At 45.6% G+C, this 18,453-nt stretch carries 18 protein-coding genes; 4 read left to right on the forward strand and 14 right to left on the reverse strand.

Going from position 1 to position 18,453, the window contains the following annotated elements; translation table 11 throughout:
• Window positions 1-88: 88 nt before the first annotated feature.
• The 6 genes from F0228_RS04590 to F0228_RS04615 all read right to left on the reverse strand — a co-directional run bounded on the left by F0228_RS04590 (window position 89) and on the right by F0228_RS04615 (window position 8,002).
• Window positions 89-2,539, reverse strand: a complete 2,451-nt coding sequence (locus F0228_RS04590; RefSeq protein ID WP_171761945.1) for a family 20 glycosylhydrolase — start codon at window positions 2,537-2,539, stop codon at window positions 89-91.
• 143 nt (window positions 2,540-2,682) lie between these two features.
• Window positions 2,683-3,312, reverse strand: a complete 630-nt coding sequence (locus F0228_RS04595) for a bifunctional 4-hydroxy-2-oxoglutarate aldolase/2-dehydro-3-deoxy-phosphogluconate aldolase (protein ID WP_171761946.1) — start codon at window positions 3,310-3,312, stop codon at window positions 2,683-2,685.
• 20 nt (window positions 3,313-3,332) lie between these two features.
• Window positions 3,333-4,280, reverse strand: coding sequence for a sugar kinase (locus F0228_RS04600; RefSeq protein WP_061031975.1), 948 nt, complete (start codon window positions 4,278-4,280; stop codon window positions 3,333-3,335).
• Window positions 4,281-4,369: 89 nt separating this feature from the next.
• The gene (locus F0228_RS04605; RefSeq protein WP_061031974.1) at window positions 4,370-5,884 is read right to left on the reverse strand and encodes a sodium:solute symporter family protein; all 1,515 of its coding nucleotides are present in this window, start codon (window positions 5,882-5,884) and stop codon (window positions 4,370-4,372) included.
• A 206-nt stretch (window positions 5,885-6,090) separates the two neighbouring features.
• Window positions 6,091-6,483 (reverse strand): RidA family protein, encoded by a 393-nt coding sequence (locus tag F0228_RS04610; RefSeq protein ID WP_061016111.1) that lies wholly within the window; start codon window positions 6,481-6,483, stop codon window positions 6,091-6,093.
• Between the two features lie 85 nt (window positions 6,484-6,568).
• Window positions 6,569-8,002: a D-aminoacylase gene (locus F0228_RS04615; protein ID WP_116871156.1), complete on the reverse strand. Its 1,434-nt coding sequence runs from the start codon at window positions 8,000-8,002 to the stop codon at window positions 6,569-6,571.
• A gap of 176 nt (window positions 8,003-8,178) precedes the next feature.
• Here F0228_RS04615 and F0228_RS04620 point away from each other — a divergent pair, with 176 nt between their 5' ends.
• Both F0228_RS04620 and F0228_RS04625 read left to right on the forward strand, forming a co-directional pair.
• Complete coding sequence (locus F0228_RS04620) at window positions 8,179-9,453, forward strand: amino acid deaminase (protein WP_116871155.1); 1,275 nt, start codon at window positions 8,179-8,181, stop codon at window positions 9,451-9,453.
• 89 nt (window positions 9,454-9,542) lie between these two features.
• On the forward strand, window positions 9,543-10,406 hold the full coding sequence (locus F0228_RS04625; protein ID WP_171730262.1) for a MurR/RpiR family transcriptional regulator: 864 nt from the start codon (window positions 9,543-9,545) through the stop codon (window positions 10,404-10,406).
• Window positions 10,407-10,528: 122 nt separating this feature from the next.
• Here the strand turns inward: F0228_RS04625 and F0228_RS04630 are convergent, their stop codons facing one another.
• Window positions 10,529-11,071 carry an AAA family ATPase gene (locus F0228_RS04630; protein ID WP_171730263.1) on the reverse strand — a complete coding sequence of 181 codons (543 nt, stop codon included), beginning with the start codon at window positions 11,069-11,071 and terminating at the stop codon, window positions 10,529-10,531.
• Window positions 11,072-11,122: 51 nt separating this feature from the next.
• Entirely contained in the window at window positions 11,123-11,662 is a 540-nt protein-coding gene (locus tag F0228_RS04635; RefSeq protein ID WP_116871152.1) for an isochorismatase family protein, read from the reverse strand.
• Between the two features lie 189 nt (window positions 11,663-11,851).
• On the opposite strand from F0228_RS04635, the gene F0228_RS04640 reads away from it, so the two are divergent.
• The gene (locus F0228_RS04640) at window positions 11,852-12,424 is read left to right on the forward strand and encodes a porin family protein (protein ID WP_116871151.1); all 573 of its coding nucleotides are present in this window, start codon (window positions 11,852-11,854) and stop codon (window positions 12,422-12,424) included.
• A 233-nt stretch (window positions 12,425-12,657) separates the two neighbouring features.
• A complete protein-coding gene (locus F0228_RS04645) occupies window positions 12,658-14,286 on the forward strand; it encodes a phosphoethanolamine--lipid A transferase (protein ID WP_171761947.1) in 1,629 nt (542 codons plus the stop codon).
• Between the two features lie 53 nt (window positions 14,287-14,339).
• Here the strand turns inward: F0228_RS04645 and F0228_RS04650 are convergent, their stop codons facing one another.
• From F0228_RS04650 to F0228_RS04675, 6 genes are all read right to left on the reverse strand, one after another.
• The gene (locus tag F0228_RS04650; RefSeq protein WP_061031966.1) at window positions 14,340-15,059 is read right to left on the reverse strand and encodes a lytic transglycosylase domain-containing protein; all 720 of its coding nucleotides are present in this window, start codon (window positions 15,057-15,059) and stop codon (window positions 14,340-14,342) included.
• A 111-nt stretch (window positions 15,060-15,170) separates the two neighbouring features.
• The gene (locus F0228_RS04655; protein WP_008216133.1) at window positions 15,171-15,461 is read right to left on the reverse strand and encodes a hypothetical protein; all 291 of its coding nucleotides are present in this window, start codon (window positions 15,459-15,461) and stop codon (window positions 15,171-15,173) included.
• Entirely contained in the window at window positions 15,454-16,434 is a 981-nt protein-coding gene (locus F0228_RS04660; RefSeq protein ID WP_253820276.1) for an OmpA family protein, read from the reverse strand. The genes F0228_RS04655 and F0228_RS04660 overlap by 8 nt, the downstream gene beginning before the upstream one ends.
• A 7-nt stretch (window positions 16,435-16,441) precedes the next feature.
• A complete protein-coding gene (motA, locus tag F0228_RS04665) occupies window positions 16,442-17,314 on the reverse strand; it encodes a flagellar motor stator protein MotA (protein WP_102423999.1) in 873 nt (290 codons plus the stop codon).
• On the reverse strand, window positions 17,302-18,009 hold the full coding sequence (locus tag F0228_RS04670; RefSeq protein ID WP_061031963.1) for a sigma-70 family RNA polymerase sigma factor: 708 nt from the start codon (window positions 18,007-18,009) through the stop codon (window positions 17,302-17,304). The genes motA and F0228_RS04670 overlap by 13 nt, the downstream gene beginning before the upstream one ends.
• Window positions 18,010-18,018: 9 nt before the next feature.
• Window positions 18,019-18,453 (reverse strand): flagellar biosynthesis sigma factor, encoded by a 435-nt coding sequence (locus F0228_RS04675; protein ID WP_171730265.1) that lies wholly within the window; start codon window positions 18,451-18,453, stop codon window positions 18,019-18,021.

Below are 18,453 nucleotides of genomic sequence, written 5' to 3' on the forward strand. Positions count from 1 at the left end.
CACATACTCTATTTGAATTCAGGAACAAAAAACCGCCCATAGAAGGCGGTTTGAAGAGTTTATTGGCGTGCGACTTGTTATCTCATGCTTACTTACTCAACTGCTTAAGCAGTAACTCCGTTGGACGAACAATCGCAATGATCGATTCATCGTAGATCTTCGCAGCATCAGATAGGATAGCTTGGTAGGCATTCGCGTCTGCTTCTCGAACTTGCTCACCCGCTTTCGCTTTAGCAATCAAGGTTAACGCCAAGTCTGCAACTTCGACCGTTTTCTCTGCCACCACCACAGTGTCTACCGAAGAGACATTGGCAGCAAAGATAGTTTCCGCCATTAGTGCAGCCGATTTTGCTTGCTGATAATGATCTGAAAGTTGCTCCAATGCCTGTTGATTACCTGTCGCGACTTCGTTCACCAAATCTTGCATCTCATACACTGCGTAGCTTTCTACTGGCAGCGCATCAACAAAGCGATTTAAGCGCTCGTATTGACTGTACAAAGTGCCTTTAGGCTCAGTAGAGTTCCACTTCTCCCAGTTGCGAGCATAGTATTGTGCTGGCTCGGTGTACTTTGAAAGGATACGAAGATCTTGGATATCTTGACCTCTGGCAATACGCTTTAGCAACATGTCTGCATCCGCGTGGTGACGCAGACCTACTGAGATTTCCGACCATGTATCCATCGCTTTCATGCGCTTGTACATGCTGCGCTCATCGGTCAGTTCAGCATCCGACCAGAAACGTTCTGCAATAGCGTAGCTACGAGGCCATAAGTAGTTTTCTACCGTGAGGCTGTCTTTGTTCTCAAGCCATATCGTAATCTCACCACCCAGAATCAACTCTTTTTCTTTGTCGGTAAGCTCAGCAGGGTAACCACCATTAGGCTCAGGGATGACACTACCTTCAATATCGCTACTCGCAATCACTTCACCTGTGGTTGGCCAGCGCACGTTACCAATCAATTGGTAGCTGCCCTCTGAGAATCCATTTGGATTTAGGTTCAGGTTGAACTCAGTGTAAGACATGAAGTTATCGAAGTGGCCGACAAAGGTTTTGCCCGGCACATAATCAAGGATGTAGATCTCTTCACGAGACTTGCCGTTGTAATCACTGAACGCGCGGAACGTACCGTCTTTCGCTTCAATGATGGTCAGCGTTCCCTTACGCGGGCCGCCTTTTGAGCGTGGCTTCTCCCATTGATACGTCACGAACTTCTCGCCACTATGAAGCTTATCATCAACCGTAATACCGGTTGGCATTGGGTCATTGCGATAGTGGTAACTCGTAGGCTGAGGCTGGTCTAGGTAATAGCCGGTAGACAGGATACCTGGGTAACCCTCTTTCGCCGCACGACCGATACTGTCATGACCTTGCCAGCTTTGAATCACAATAGAAGTTGGTAGATCTTTATGCCAAATCTCATCCCAACCCGTCATCTTCTTACCGCGCTCTTCCAGCATCTTCTCAACTTTTACGTTGAGGTAAGACTGCAAACCGCGCTCGCCATCAATGCCGTTCTCTGTGATGAATTTCTGATGCTTTTCGCTATTGATCCATTGAGAGTAATTCGGCTCATCGCCACCAATGTGGAAGTACTCATCTGGGAACAACTCGGTCACTTCATCAAACACATCACCCAGCATTTCATAAAGCTCTGGGTTTAGAGGGTCCATCAATGGCTCAAACACACCCCAGCCACGCTCTTGGTCATAGCTTTGACCTTCGCCACCCGACATCAAGCGTGGGTAAGCGTGCGCTACAGCAGAAGAGTGCCCCGGCAGGGAGACTTCTGGAATCACACGAATACCAAGGTTACGAGCGTACTCAACTAGGTAGCGAACTTGGTCTTTGGTGTAGTAATCACCGTCGGTGGTTTCTGACCATAGACGCGGCCAAGATTCCGTTTGAATGCGGATACCTTGGTCGTCCCAGAAGTGCCAATGGAACACGTTCATTTTCGCAGAAGCCATCGCATCTAGCTGACGAATCAACACATCAAATTCAATAAAGTGACGAGAAGTATCGTAGGAAACACCACGCCAGCGGAAGCGAGGTTCATCGACGATTGTAACGGCAGGAATATGGTAGCCAGTCGCTGTCGTTTCAACCAGTTGTAAAAGGGTTTCGATACCGTGAATAGCGCCGTAAGGGCTTGGTGCGCTCAACGTGATTTGTTCACCCTGAGTGGTAATCTTATAAGACTCTTCAGAGTCGATATTCTGAATTTCAGACTTTGGTGCCGCGTCAATATCAATGATCAGGTTTGCTTGGTCTGCGCTATCAACCTGCCAATTCAGAATCGGGATACCAGTTTGGCGTACCAAACGGTCGACAAAGCGTTTCGCCGTATACTCAACACGATCAGAATTAAAGCCTTTGATGTAAACCTTGAAGTTACCGTCGACCTTTACTTGCCCTGCTTGTAGTTCAACCGTTTGTGGGTACGGCATTAAATTAAGATCGGTATTCGGAGCCATTGCTAACGCCATTGGGGATACTACTGAACCTGAAATCAATAGAGACAATATAGTTTTTTTCATTATTAATTTTCCTATATAAGAGCGGTTCTGTTTGGTTTATCGGAGGCGATTCACAAAACAGAACCATCAGCCACTGCTGTTGTTTATCGTGAGCTCAAAAGCCTAATGCCTGTTTAAAAACGAATGAGCTCACAAACTTATGACTAGCTAACTAGCTCAACGGCTTCACGAACCAAGACGGCAATCTCATCCCACTGTTCGTTCTCGATCATCTTTGGAGAAACCATCCACGTGCCACCACAGCACACCACGCGATCAACGGCTAAGTAGTCATTGACGTTGTGTTTGCCGATACCGCCCGTTGGCATTAGCGACACATCAACGTAAGGCGCTAGCAAAGATTTCACCATATTGATGCCGCCAGACGCTTCTGCTGGGAAGAATTTCAAGAAGTTAAGACCAAGTTCAAGCGCTTGCTCTACTTGGCTTGGGTTATTTACGCCGGGAACGATTGGCATACCGATATCTTGACAGCGCTTAACCGTGTTTGGGTTCAGGCCAGGTGCAACGATAAACTCACTGCCCGCTTCTTTTGCAAGGGCGATCTGCTCTGGTGTCAATACTGTGCCAGCACCGATGCACATCTCTGGGTAAGCATCACGCATCGCACGAATTGAATCTGCTGCCGCTTCAGTACGGAACGTCACTTCTGCCACTGGCAGGCCGTTTTCTACTAACACTTTTGCTAGTGGAATCGCATGTTCCACCTTGTTGATTTGGATAACAGGGATAACTTTGAATTGCTTAAGTGTGTTGATCATTTCTTGAGACATAATAAGTTCGCTTTATTTTTCTATTTTTTAATTAAGTGATTCATGGCGCTTACCGGGATGATCGCGCCTGAATATTGAATAACGGTAGAAGCTAACTGATGACCCAGCGCTGCTGCTTCTGGTGCACTTTCACCCGTTAAGCGTGCTGCTAAGTAGCCCGCCGCAAAGGAGTCACCGGCAGCACAGGTATCAACAACGTTCGCAACAGCTGTCGCTGATACGTAGCTTTCTACTACCTTGCCGCTTTCTACCTGAACGATTTTGCATGGCTCGCAACCACGCTTGATAACGATCTCTTGGCAACCCAAGCGAAGGCAACGCTGTTGAACGCTCTCGGAGTTACCCCAAACCAGCAAGTCGTCGTCTTCAGTAATCAACGCGATGTCTACCAATGGCAGTAACTTGGCATACCAATATTGTGCTTGTTCAGTCGTCCAAAGTTGCGGGCGATAGTTGTTGTCAAAAATCACCTTACCGCCTTGGTTTGAGAACACGCCAATGGCTTTCAACAGGCGTTCACGTGAGGTGTCATCTAAAATCGCGATGCTGATACCGCTGATGTAAACCGCATCGACTTGTTTCTCTGTCAGCGCGATTTCAAGCTTATTCAGATCACCGGTTCGGAAGTAAGATTTAACTGCCGCGTCGTTGCGCCAGTAGTGAAAGTGTCGTTCACCAGTCTCATCGGTTTCGACCATGTAGAGACCAGGAAGCTTATTCGCAATGCGCTCTACGAAATTGGTTTGAATACCTTCTAACTGCCAGCTATCAATCATATTTTGAGACAGTTCATCGCCACCAAGACCTGTTGCGTAATGCACTAATAGGTTTTTATTTTGAGTTAAGCGAGAAAGGTAAAGCGCGGTATTTAGCGTGTCACCGCCAAACTTTTTGGTTAATGGGGAGCCGCTGATTTCGACCATACATTCGCCAAAGAAAGCGATATTGAAGTTAGAAGATGCAGGCATAGCCGATCCTAAAATAGATATATATATGGGGAAAAGGCCCTGCCACTAAGCAGGGCCTGAATTAAGCAAACCAGTTGTGGAGGCTAGGTTTAGCTTGTTTGATTTGCAGGACGTTGAGGTGCTGCTTCTTCTTCAAGTACGCCAGTATCAGACATTTCCATCTCCATCAGGGCACGCTCGTCATCAAGAATCGCTTTTGCCATTTCTGGTGTTACTTGGTTAGCCGGAGTCACTAGGCTCACTGCCACACCTGCAGCTAGAGCGAACAAGCATGATGGGATAACAGGGTTGCCCCAGAATGCTGTGTAGTCAGCGTTTAGCATTACTACAAATGAAGCCACAGAAGCACCCGCTAGCGTTGCAAGAGCACCTTGCCAGTTGTAGCGTTTCCAGAATTTACCCAACATACCGCACACGAACATGCCCGACATAACCGTTGAAATCATCTTAGTGATGTAGCCAATGATGTCGTTTGACGTCAGTGCGAATAGCAGTGCAAAACCAATCACCACAACCAAAGCTAAACGAGAGTAGTTCATCATTGATTCTTTGTTTGGTACGCGGCCTGTGAACATCACGTACACGTCACGCAGTAGAATAGATACACCAGCAATCGCATCTGAGCTTGCGCTCGACATAGTTGCAGATAGGCCAGCGATAAGAACAATCATGCCAACGCCAACTGGAAGTACCGTCGCTGCAATGTAAGGGAACGAGAAGTTCGGGTTATCCAGCGTTGGGTCAATAGCGTGCGCTGCCATACCAATGATTGCTGGAATGATAGAGAAGAAAAGGTACAACACACCAGACGCCACGAATGAACGACGGATAGTTGAAACGTCTTTACCAGAGTATATGCGTTGGCGGAATGAAGGCGTCGCCAGTACACCAACACCGATAACCACAGCCAGAGAAACAGCGGGCAGAATGCCTAGTTTATCGATTGCTAAAAAGCTCGTAGCAGCAGGGTCCATCGCAGCGTAAAGGTTATCCATGCCACCAATGTGGTTCACAGACATCACCGCCATCAAGATGAAGCCAGCAAAAAGGATGATAGCTTGAATGGTATCGGTCCATACAACCGCTGTGTAACCACCGATCACCACGTAGATAGTGAATGCCGCAGCAATAATGATCTTCGCAAGGTTAAGGTCAATGTCAGCAATCCACGCTAGGTACATACCGCCACCTAGAATGTGCGCACCTAACCAACCAATTGACGCGATGAAGATAAGTAGGCCAACCACGTTTTTCACTATTCGGTTAGCCCCCACGTAATACGCCAGCTCTTCACTCATTGTCATGAAGTTCAGCTTACGAACCGGAGCAAACCATAACGCAAGCAATAGGATGCCAACAGCACCGCCAATTCCGTACAGAGCACCAGCCCAGCCATTTGCGTAGCCGAAGCCAACCGCACCCATACTTGAACCCGTACCGACCATCGTCGCGACTGTTGTACCAAGTACTAAAAATAGTGGCAGGCCACGGCCGCCTAATAAGAAATCTTCGCCAGATTTTTGATTACGCGAGACAAACCAGCCTAACCAAATTAAAAAACATACGTACACGCCGAAGCCTGTAAGAAAAAGAGTGCTGTTCATTTGACACCTCTCAGTGAAATATTAAGCTCATTCCTGAACTTTTATTTATGATTCATTCATTTTATATTTCATATAATTACTTTGTTCATTTTGTATATTTTAATTAAAGTAATTTTTATAAATGTAGGGTGAGAGTATTAAGGAATAATAACAGGGATGACTACGCCCTAATACTCTCTAAGTAGGTTATTGTGATTAGGTTATAACTAAACGCGATCAGCGCGGTAGCAAGTCACATCTACTTCAACTTTCACGTCTACAACTAGGTCGCAAACCATGCAGATACGTGCCGGTGGATTAGCACCAAAGAACTCTTTGAATACCTTATTAAAAGATTGGAAGTAACGAGAATCTGTCAGTACAACCTTTACGTGTACTACGTCTTCTAGGCCGTAGCCCGCTTCAGTCATGATATCGACACAGTTTTGAATCGCTAGGCGAGACTGGTCAACAATACCGCCTTCAACCACTTCACCGTCAGTCATTGGTGTCTGGCCAGAAACATATAGGAAACCACCCGCTTCCGTTGCTCGTGCAAATGGTAAATGTTGTCCACCTGTACCTGTACCACCTTCAACACCGTAACGTTTAATAGTCATTTTTTAACTCCAGATGTAAAATATATAATATTGGTTATTCCAATAAATTTAATTTAAATAAAATAATTTCAGTTCTTTAAATTCGTTAATTACGATAAATAAAAACGCCCGAACGATTATTTTGTACAATTCCTTTTTGGTAAGTTAACTCACCATTAACAAAGACACTCTCAATTCCTTCTGCAACTGAAATAGGATTTTCAAATGTTGCGGTGTCTTTAATATTCTTTGGATCAAATAAAACTAAATCGGCAAATGCACCTTGGCGAATTTCACCTCGACCCGCTAAGTTGTAGCGCTCTGCTGACATACCAGTCATTTTGTGAATCGCTTCAGGCAATGCGAACAGTTTTTCATCTCGGCAGTAATGGCCTAACACTTTCGGGAAGGTGCCCCACAATCTTGGGTGCGGGTGCGGGTCATTCGGCAACCCATCGGAACCAACCATGGTCAACTTGTATTTCAAAACGCGCTTTACGTCGTTCTCATCCATACAGTGATAAACCGCACCCGCTGGTTGAAGCGCTTTTGCTGCCTCCATCAGGGGTAAGTTCATCTCATCAGCAATCTGCTTTAGTGTTTTGCCTGCATGTTCTGGTTTTGCTTCAGACCAAGTAATGAAGATATCGAAATCGTCCGTCACCTGTTTCAAGTCTAATGTCGAAGAGCTCGCTGAATATGGGTAACAGTCGCAAGACACATCTTGGTGCTCTGAAACCTTATCCATCAAATCAAGTACTTCAACAGTTCTGCCCCAGTTGCCTGCACCTGCACATTTAAGGTGAGAGATAACAACCGGTACTTTCGCGTATTGGCCTGTCTCAAACGCCTCTTCCATCGCGCTTAAGATCTCTTCGAATTCAGTACGCATATGCGTGGTATAGATGCCGCCATGGCTAGACAGCACTTTGGCTAACTGCATCACCTCATTCGCGTTGGCTTGCTTCGCACTTGCGTAAGCCAAACCAGAACTCAAGCCTAATGCGCCCTGCTCCATTGCTAAATCAAGGTTGCTTTGCATTGCTGCAATTTCTTCTTCGCTTGCGGTGCGTTGTAGGTCGTCCATCACTTGGTTACGCAGTGTGGTGTGGCCAACTAACGCTGCAACGTTCACCGCTGGTTGCGCTTGCTCCACTGCTTGTGCATACGCGGCAAAGGTTGGGTATTTGAAATCAGCCTGCGCGCCTAAAAGGTTCATTGGGTCTGGTGGGTCGCCAGCCAAAACTGTAGGTGATGCACTGATGCCGCAGTTACCAACAATCACGGTTGTCACACCTTGGCTGATCTTTGGTAGGCAGTCTGGGTAACGAATAACATTGGTATCGTCGTGTGTGTGTACATCGATGAATCCAGGAGCCAATGCTAAGCCTGCTCCCTCAACCAACTGGCTGCAATCTTCATGATCGATTTTGCCAATTTCGGTGATTTTTCCATCTCGGATTGCTACATCGGCACAAAACGATTGTTCGCCGGTGCCATCGAACACCTCTACATTTTTAATTATCGTATCGAACAACATTTCTCACTCTCTCAATCCACTCTGTTGATGGAGCTATATTAGAAATCCAGCCGATTATTTTCAGTGACAAAACACACATAATATTTTAATTTGTGTGATAGTTTCTATCACAAAACAAACACAAGATAGATTTAAATATTAAATAACAAACACTTAAATCATGTTAGGAATCAGCAATGAAACATAACCCTGCACAAAACGATGTTATAAAGTATCAAAAAGATTGTTTCGTCTTGACTGAAAGAGGCCAAAAAGGGAGAGCAGTATCACAAACTGAGAACGGCGTTTATCGACTGGTCGATGAAGACATTTCGCTTCCGGTAGCAATTATCAAGCAATCAGCGTTGACCAATAATCTGAATTGGATGCAATCATTCGCCGATCATCATCAGGTTAAATTGTCGCCACACGGCAAAACATCGATGACGCCTGATTTCTTTCGCCAACAGCTAGAAAATGGCGCTTGGGGAATTACCGTTGCAACACCTGCACAAGCAGAAATTGCAGCAATGGCAGGCGCAAAAAGAATCATCATGGCTAACCAATTGGTAGGTAAAACCAACATGGCGATCATCGAACAACTTATTAGTGAGTTCGACGTTGATTTCTATTGTTGTGTGGATTCATCAGTCAACGTGCAACAACTCAACCAATATTTCGCCAACAAAAAACAAACGCTAAAAGTGCTGATTGAGTTTGGTGTTCCGGGTGGTCGTTGTGGTTGTCGTTCTCCTCAAGAAGTTCTAGAGCTTGCGCAAACCATCCAAGATACGCCTGCGCTTTCGCTAGCGGGTATTGAGGTGTATGAGGGTGTGATTCATGGTGACAATGCCGAGCAAGACATTCGCACCTTCTTAAACCAGGCACTAAGCTCTGTCGAAAGCCTTGCATCAGATGGACTGATCACAGGACAGCCAATCATCACTGGCGCGGGATCGGCTTGGTATGATGTGGTGGCAGAGTGCTTGGCACACCTAACCGATTACTTGGCGATCATCCGCCCAGGTTGCTATGCCATCCACGATACTGGGATCTACCTAGATGCCCAAAGTAAGGTATTGCAGCGTGCCCAAGTAAACCAAGGCTACGCGTGTGAATTGGGTGGTGATTTAGAATCGGCACTTGAGGTATGGGCGTATGTTATCTCTCGTCCAGAGCCAACCAAACTGGTGATCGGGCTAGGTAAGCGTGATGTGGCCTTTGATGCTGGATTACCTATTGCTGAACGCGGATATCGCAATGGTGAAGCTATATCTGTGAAAGGTCTGACCGCTACTGCAGTAATGGATCAGCATACCTTTGTTGAAACAGACGGTTCTGCTGAGATTGAAGTGGGCGACATGATTGCGTTCTCAACCTCACACCCGTGTTTGACTTTCGATAAGTGGCGTTACATTGCTATCAGCGATGACGACTATCAGGTAACAAACTGGGTAGAGACCTGCTTCTAGCTCGATTTTTCAATAAGCTAGAATCAGCGAAGCATTCAGATATACTAACGGGGCTAAGGCTTAGCCCCATCAACAAAGGATCAGGATTCTTGAGTTTAGAAGTAGATATCATTTCACAAATAACCGAGCGTTTTCCCGCTCTTCGTGATGCCGAGAAAAAAGTCGCCAAGCTGATCATGGATGACATTGATTTTGCCGCCAAAGCCAGCATTACAGAACTCGCTGAAAACGCGCAAGTGAGTGAAGCTACCATTACCCGTTTTGCTAAGGCGATTGGCTGTAACAACGTTCGTGATATGAAGATCAAGCTTGCTCAAACCCTAACGGTTGGCCAGCGCTTTATTCTCGAACCGGTTAACCAAACTGGCTATCAAGGTATCTACGAGTCAATCAAGCAGAGCCTAGACATCAACCGCACTCTATTCAAAGAACAAGACGTTGAAACCGCGGTGAACTGGCTACACAACGCCAGACAGATCATTGCAATCGGCATGGGTGGCGGCTCAACTATTGCCTCTCAAGAGCTGCAACACCGACTGTTTCGTTTAGGCTATCCAGTGGTGTCGTACAACGATGGCTTAATGTCACGCATGGTTGCCGCAACAGCCGATGCCAATGATGTGATGGTGATGATTTCCGCGACAGGCTTTACTCCGGTGATCACCGAAACCGCCGAACTAGCGAAGCAATACGGGCTTAAGATCATCGCAATTACTCCGCAAGACACGCCACTGGCAAAGATTGCGAATACTGTTTTGCCAATCAAACACATGGAAACTGATTTCATCTACAAACCATCGGCGTCTCGCTACGCAATGCTAGCGTTAGTGGATGTACTTTCAATGGGCATGGCAGTTAATCACAAGAACCGATCGCGCGATAAACTGCGCCGCTTGAAGGTTGCTTTAGACTCCTACCGAGGTGGCGGCGACCGACAACCTCTTGGTGATTAAGCGTTGTCGAGAGTAGGCGTTTCACAGCTCAGTAAAAATTGAATCTAGATAGAAAAGCCCCGCATTAATCACTCAATCGAGTCGATACTGTTGGGCTTTTTTAGTTCGGGTTTTTAATGAAATCAATTAGTTGAATTAATGGAATTTATAATGAACTCGACGCGTTCCTCAACAGAACTTTTCGGCACTTCCAGCAGCTGATAGCCAAATCGGGTATAGGCTTCCACCATCTTTTCATTGGTGGCGACCGCCTCTTCAAAGTCTTGCTTACGCTCTTGGTCATTGATAAAAATCGCCTCCCAAGGTGGAAAGATAAATACCTTGACGTTGTATGCGAGCTCCTTACAGCTATTTAGCAAGGATTCTGGAATAGGCAACGTTTCTAACAAGCTGTAACCGTATGAATCTACGATGCTTCTATCAAAGAAAACGAGTTGCTCACTTGCCTCAAATGCTTGGTAATTGGCTAATTCTTCTCGCACCATCTCATCACGAAAAGCCACTTTGTCTAGCCAAGGTAAGGCACTCCCTTGTTGCTCAACTTGGTGCTGAATCACTTTACGCCCGACCTCTGGTGCGCAGCGATAGCCTTGGCTTTTCAAAGTGTCGATGACCGAGGTTTTACCTGAGCCCGGCCCACCGGTAAATACAATTAGATTTTTCAAATAGACCTCTTCAAGGGGAAAATAACGAATCGGACCTTAACGGAACCCAAGTTAACGAATCAAGGTCAGAATGGACTTAAATTCTGGTGCGCGGCAATCTTTCACAAGCTCGTATAAGCTCATTTCTAACCCAGTGATTTGAATGCCCGACTCTCGCATTCGGCAAATAGCTAAATCCTTATTAAGCGCCGTTCGAGAACTAATACAGTCGCTAACTACCTCAACCTTGTAGCCAAGATCCAACAACCCCTTTGCCGTTTGATACACGCAAATATGAGCCTCAATCCCACACACCAACCACGTAGCCACATCCTTGGCTTTCACCGCCTCAACAAACTTGGGCTCATCACACGCGTTGAACGTGAATTTAATTACTGGCTCAACCTCGCTCAATAAGTCATTCAGTTCGCTGACTGTTGCTCCCAATTTATCTGGATTCTGCTCCAAGGAAATGATGGGCAGCCCCAAAACCTGCGCGCCCTTAATCAGCTTCCCACAGTTAGAAATAAGTGTCTCACTCTCATCAACAAGGCGTGCGAGCTTGCCCTGAGCATCCACAACCACCAAGCCTGTATTTTGTCTCATTAGCATGTGTATCCCTTTTTTGGGCAACCTAACTCACTAAGCAATCTGATGGGTATGTTCTCTACTATGTAACGATTTAGCTTACAAAGCCATACAGTAATACGTATAAGACTACGGAATAATACTCACCAACGGTCGAAAGGCCGAAAACAAAAATAATTGATACTACATGACATTAAAGAGTGAGTAAGAACAATGAACAAATTCGCGAAATCAGCATTAGCACTGGGTTTAATCGGCGCGGTTTCTCTTCCTGCATTAGCAGCAGGCACTGACGGTGGTGCGTACATCGGTGGCGGCCTTGGTGTGTACCAAGATTCTGATACAGACGGTCAAGGCAACCTAGACTCAGACGGCATGGGTTACAACCTATACGGCGGCTACCAGTTCAACCGTATCGTAGGTGTTGAGCTTGGCTACAACGACTACGCAGACTACAAAAAAGGTACAGACAAACTGTCTCCAACGTCTGTTTCTGTATCAGCAAACCTAGGTTACACGTTCGACAACACGATTCGTCCGTTTGTATTGGCTGGTTTAAGTTCTGTTGACCTAAACGCAAACAAGAGCGCTGGTTACGCTGATGACAGCGGTACAGGTTTCCACTTTGGTTTGGGTGTTGAATACACGCCAATCGAAAACCTAACACTACGCCTAATTTCACAAGCAGATGCTGTGAGCGTAGAAAACTACTACGGTCCATTCAAAACCGAAGATAAGACACTGGCATTCAGCAGTGTTAGCCTAGGTGGTTCTTACAACTTCTAATGTAGCGAGCCTACGTAGAACACCCTAACGTAAATAATTCACTTTGCTGTTCCACCTTGTCATGAAGGTCACTCAGTAAAGTGAATTTTTCGTTTCTACTGCCCCACACGCGTCATTTCACTTTAGCCAGTTTATCGCTCATCATCGTCGATTTGAGCTGTATAGGTTGATATTAGAGCTTTCTTGATAGCGAGGCTAAAATAAAGAGATAAGAGGCGCAGGAGACAAGCATAGTGAATCTACCAAGTGTAAATATGTCGATAAACAAACTGCCCTTTGTATTGGCGGTATATTACCTGCTGATTATCAACATACCGCTCTCCCAAGAACTATTTAGTATTGTTCAGTCCTCAAAATCTGAGAGCCTCTGGTTTGTTCTATCCATTCCAATCTTCTTCCTCGCAGCGTTCAACTTCATCTTCCAAGTCTTCAACTGGCCGATGTTCTCCAAGCCATTCTTTATCTTCTTGCTCATCACCTCAACACTCGTCAGCTACAGCATGTTCAGTTACGGCATCTATGTAGACTATGGGATGATAGAAAACGTCTTCGAAACCAATAGCGGTGAAGCAGCCAGTTATGTAAGCGCGCACTCCGTGTTATGGCTGGTGCTGATGGGTGGCATTCCATCTCTCGTCCTTTTGTTCACGAAATTAGAAAAAGAATCATGGAAAGACTTCCTAGTATGGAAAGCAATTTGGCTTCTTTCATCTTTGATCGTGATAGCCATCATCGCAGGGCTGTTTTACAAAGATTATGTCTCGATTGGTCGCAATAACTCGCACATCAAAAAGATGATCATCCCGACCGAGTATGTGGCATCGACGGTAAAGTACATCAATAACACCTACATCAAAGAGCCTATCCCCTACCAAGAGCTAGGATTAGATGCGAAGCAAACACCGCAAGCCAAAGCAGCAACCAAACCGACCTTACTGGTGTTTGTGCTTGGCGAAACCGCGCGTGTATATAACTACCAATATCATGGCTATGAGAGAGCAACGAACGCTCACACCAAACCTTACAACCCGATATTTTTCTCTGATGTTCAGTCGTGTGGAACCGCCACCGCCGTATCTGTACCCTGCATGTTCTCTAACATGAACCGTAGTAACTACGACCGTGATAAAGCCTACAACCAAGATAACGTGGTCGACATCATGAACCGAGCCGGTATTCACTCAATCTGGCGAGAGCACGATGGTGGAGACAAGGCCGTTGCACATCGAATCAAAGAGATGACTCTCGTCGCCAAAGATAGCGACCCTTTGTGCAATAAAGACGTATGCTACGACACAGCGATGTTAGAGAACTTTGAGCAAGATACTCAAGATCTTAAGCAAGATAGCATCATTTTCTACCATATTTCTGGTTCTCATGGCCCGACTTACTTTGAACGCTATCCAGCAGAACATAAGAAATTCACCCCAGACTGTGCTCGCGCCGATATTGAAAACTGTACCAAAGAAGAAGTGATCAATACCTACGACAACACCATCTTGTACACTGATTTCTTCCTCTCACAGGCGATGCAAAAACTTGAGAAACTGACCGACAAATACAACGTGGCGTTGATGTACGTGTCCGATCACGGTGAGTCATTGGGAGAAAATGGCGTCTACTTACATGGCATGCCTTACTCTCTCGCTCCAAAAGAACAAACCCATGTCCCGATGATCATGTGGATGTCTGATGGCTTTGCCGAGCAAAAAGGGATAAGCCAGACTTGCTTAAGAAAGGCAGGGAAGGAGCAGAGTTTTTCACACGATAACTTATTTGACTCCCTACTTGGCTTAATGGACGTACAAACCTCTGAATATCGGGAGAACCAAGATATCTTTGCTCCGTGCCGCTCGTTTTAAAAGAGGCTTGTGTACTTTTAATTCCAAAGAGTGATTCTCGTATTCACTAACCATCACAACGAAACCAAGGGTGGTAAGGGGTTTAAGTCAACCAAAGGCACGTTTTGCCAGTGACTGTCGCTGGCAAACAGCCACATTGGCGCAACCGAATTTTGTTTGAGTGAAGTGACGTCCACTAACACCAGCAAAGCGTAAAAACGATGTACATAGTCAACGGTCTCTTTAGGCAATCGTAAATCGGAAAACTGCCGACTGCCCGCCTTTTTGACGGCCCGTTGCACTCGCCCTTCTCCAGCGTTATATGCCGCAAGAGTGAGGTTAATATCTCCATCAAACTTGCGATACAAAAAATCGAGATACTGCATCGCCGCATGAGTGCTGGGTTCAATCTCAAACCTTTGATCTTGCCTGTCATTAACCGTCAAACCAAACCTTTCAGCAGTCGCTGGCATCAACTGCCATAAACCTGCCGCTTTAGCGGGAGATACCGCATTGACGTTGTACGAAGACTCAAGCATAGGTACCAACACCAAGCTATCAGGGAGTGACCGCTCAGCAAGCTGCCTAAAGATTTCGTTAACTAGTGGGTCGAACTCTGCTAGCTTTTTCAATATTTGACTTTGATATGGCTTAAGCGTGTTGATATGGGGCTGGATAGCATTATGGGACGGACGATTTTGCGCATAACTGGAAGAAACTTGAAGACACATAAGGAACACCACCAGCTTAAATAACCAGTGTACGAGAAGTTGAGCGCTCAAACTTTTAGCCAAAACATCACTCCATCATCGTATTGTTTTTTATGCGTGTTAACTGTTCTTTGGCCGTGTTAACAGCCGACTTTCAACCTTAAAAGTACACAGATGCTCTGTTCAATCAAAGACTTACCAAAAAAAGGTTAATACCACGATGGTACAACCCAAAAATACCGCGAAACAGATGGGAATGACTAAGTGCTTATCTTTCTCGAGAGAGATAAAACCTTGCGGCTGTTGCACAATAAACATCACCAACAAAATATTGTAGATAGCAATCAACAAACCTACGACAAAAACATCGAAATACAGCAAACTTGTCGCTAAATAGACATAATATCCAATTAAGATGTAATCAATCAGCACTAGCCAAGCTAGGCACTTACGTGTGTTAAACATGACGTTGAGTGATTCAGTCATATCGGCTTAGCACTTCAAAAGAGGTGACTGGTTGGTTCAACTCTGCTTGTCTAACGGCCTTTCTCTTACTGTCGGGCAACACCTTATCTAACTCATGCTGAGCAAGTGGCGAAGAGCCATTACCACTACCGCCACTGCCGATCGTAAAGGACTTGTAGACCTTGTTTAATTGCGCCAACGTATTCGCCGTTAATATATAGAGTTCGATGCGACGATTAATGCCAGACTTGGTGTTCTCATAATCGACTGGAGCAGTATCACTCATCCCAGTCACTTGGAAAATATTCCGCTCTTGCAGCCCTCCTTTATTCAAATAGTAACGTGCACTGTTCGCTCTATTACTTGATAGCTCCCAGTTCGTCATGCGGCTTCCCTTATAACGACTGGCGTCCGTATGACCAGTAATGATCATCTTATTTTCAATATTCTCCAGTAACCCTGCGAGGTTGAGCAAAAGATCCTGATATAAAGGCGTTACTTTCGCCCCACCCCGGAAGAACATCGGCCCTTTGTCTGAGTCTGCAATCACCAATTTAGCGCCCTGTGGAGTAACAAAAACACTGACACTGCCAAGTGCATCAATGCCTGAAAGCTCTTGGGTTATGCGCTGTGCCAGCAATTCAAGTTCCTGCTGACTATTGAATTCCCCTTGCAATACTGAGGTGTCGTTAATTCTATGAAGATCGGCATCATAGTGGGAGGTCGCGACATGAGGCAGTGGTAGCGGGTTAATTGAATTGCCACCACTCTCACTGGTACCTAAATGCATGATTGGGTCATTGCCGTAAGCAAAGTAATTGAGGAGCTTTTTCTGATCATCAACATCCACGACCTGCAAAATCCATAGCACCAAAAAGAGACACATCAACGAAATCATCAGGTCCGCCATTGCGACCTTCCAACCACCATGCTGCAGTTCATTGCGCTTACGGCGACCTTTTTTCTGAATAATGATTTGTGGTTGCTGCATCATCGTCTCCTTAACTTGATGACGGTTGCTGTCTTAATACTTCAACCGCTTTCTCAAGTTCAACAAATGATGGCTTGTAGCGCGTCTCGATATTTTTTCGACCGGCATTGGCACACATGTGAGCCGACTGCCCTTGCGCATAAGCGGACAATATCGACTTAACACACAACAAAGGCGCTAGCTGATTCTCAGACACATCTTTAATGCTGCTCGACATCGGGCCTAACACACAGTAACAACCAAAAACGCCAGTGAAAGTACCCACCAATGCGCCAGCAATGTTCTTACCAATTTCGCTTATCTCACCATCTAACCCCTGCATCGTGAGAATTATCCCCATCACCGCCGCTAAGATCCCTAACCCTGGCATCGCCTCAGCTGTGGCATGCAGTTTCTCTGACGGCTTAGTATATTCGTCTTCTAGATGTTCAATTTCTTCTTCAAGAAACGCCTCAAGTAAATGTTGAGACTGCTTACCCGTAATCACCTGACGGAACGAATCGATAATAAATTGTGTGGTCAGCGCGTCTTTGGCAATTCGAGGATACTTCGCGAAGATCTTGCTTGATTCAGGATTCTCCACATGAATGTCCAACGCTTTGATGTTCTTCACTCTCGCGGTATTGATCAGCTCAAACATCAATGACAACAACTGCTGATAATAGTCCTTGTTGTAAGGGGTCGAGCGAAACGCAATACCAATCTGTTGAACCATCAATTTAAGCGTTGAAGAGGTCGTAGACATCAGCAAACTGGCAAAGGCCGCACCAAAAATAATGATGATCTCTGATAGCTTAAAGATGAACTCAAACTTACCACCAAGGAAAATGAAGCCGCCAAAAATCACACTCAATACAACGACAATACCGATTAACTTTTGCATACATCACTCTCCTTAATTCTGCTTTTGAGAATGTCCAAGCCTCGATGCTTGAGTCGGTGTACCTTAATCTCATTGATATCAAGGACCAACGCTGTCTCTTTGGTGCTCAAGCTCTTCACATAAACCAGGTACAAAATCCGCTGCTCCATTGCAGGGAGCGAGTTCAACACCTCTTTCACCTCGTTAAACAGCACTTCTTTGTCGGTTTCAGGTACAGCGGTTACCACCGACTCCAGCTCGATATCATCAAACACATCCACGAGAGTCATAGCTTGCTGATAATCGCTCGCTTCAACCCCTAAATGTCGACAGACTTCATTGCTGGTTGGCTCCCTCCCGAGTTGCTGGAGTAACTGTCGCTCGGCATGTTTGATGCGATTCACCAACTGGCGTTTATCACGCTCCATGTAGTCACGTCGACGCAATTCATCGATCAATTCACCACGAATACGCACCGCAACTGCACGGCGAAAATCATCATTAGCCACATGGTCAAACTTTCTCAATTCAATCACTAAGGTCATCATGGCGGTCTGTTTCAGATCTTCAAACGTGCCCTCATCCACCGCATAGCGATATTGATACAGCAACCCATTAATCAACTTAATGTTTTGCTGCAATACCAGCTTCTCAAGCTCTTGTAGCGTTGCTTGGTCATCGGTTTGAGTGTGTTGATATTTAGGCTGCATTAACATGGTGGCGACCTATTGAAATACCGCTTTGGTCACAAGCACGTCACCCACTTGCAAGCTTGGTAACTCGTCCAAATCGTCTTTCAAATCATCTTGAATGACATAGATAAACTGCTTGTTATAAAAGTAAGAGGCCTCCTTCACACTGAATTTTTTGATGATTCGATTTTTGATTCTGCTCAGTTGATCATGTACGTACCCACTGTTTCTCTCTGGCGTAAACATAGAGACATCCAGTAGCAACAGGCTTTGTCGGTTACCTAAATTAATCGGCACCAGCACATTTTCTAGCTGAACCTCGATCTGTTGTGTTGGAACCGGCTCTGGCTCACTTGGGATTAACCATGAACTCAAGGCAGCGATATTCAGTTGATTGGTTTGATAAAACCAAAAACCGGTCACACATAGAGCAAGGGTTAAAGCAAAGGTGATAAAGACTTTAATCAT

The organism is Vibrio sp. 99K-1, from assembly GCF_013114585.1.
GTDB lineage: Bacteria > Pseudomonadota > Gammaproteobacteria > Enterobacterales > Vibrionaceae > Vibrio > Vibrio chagasii_B.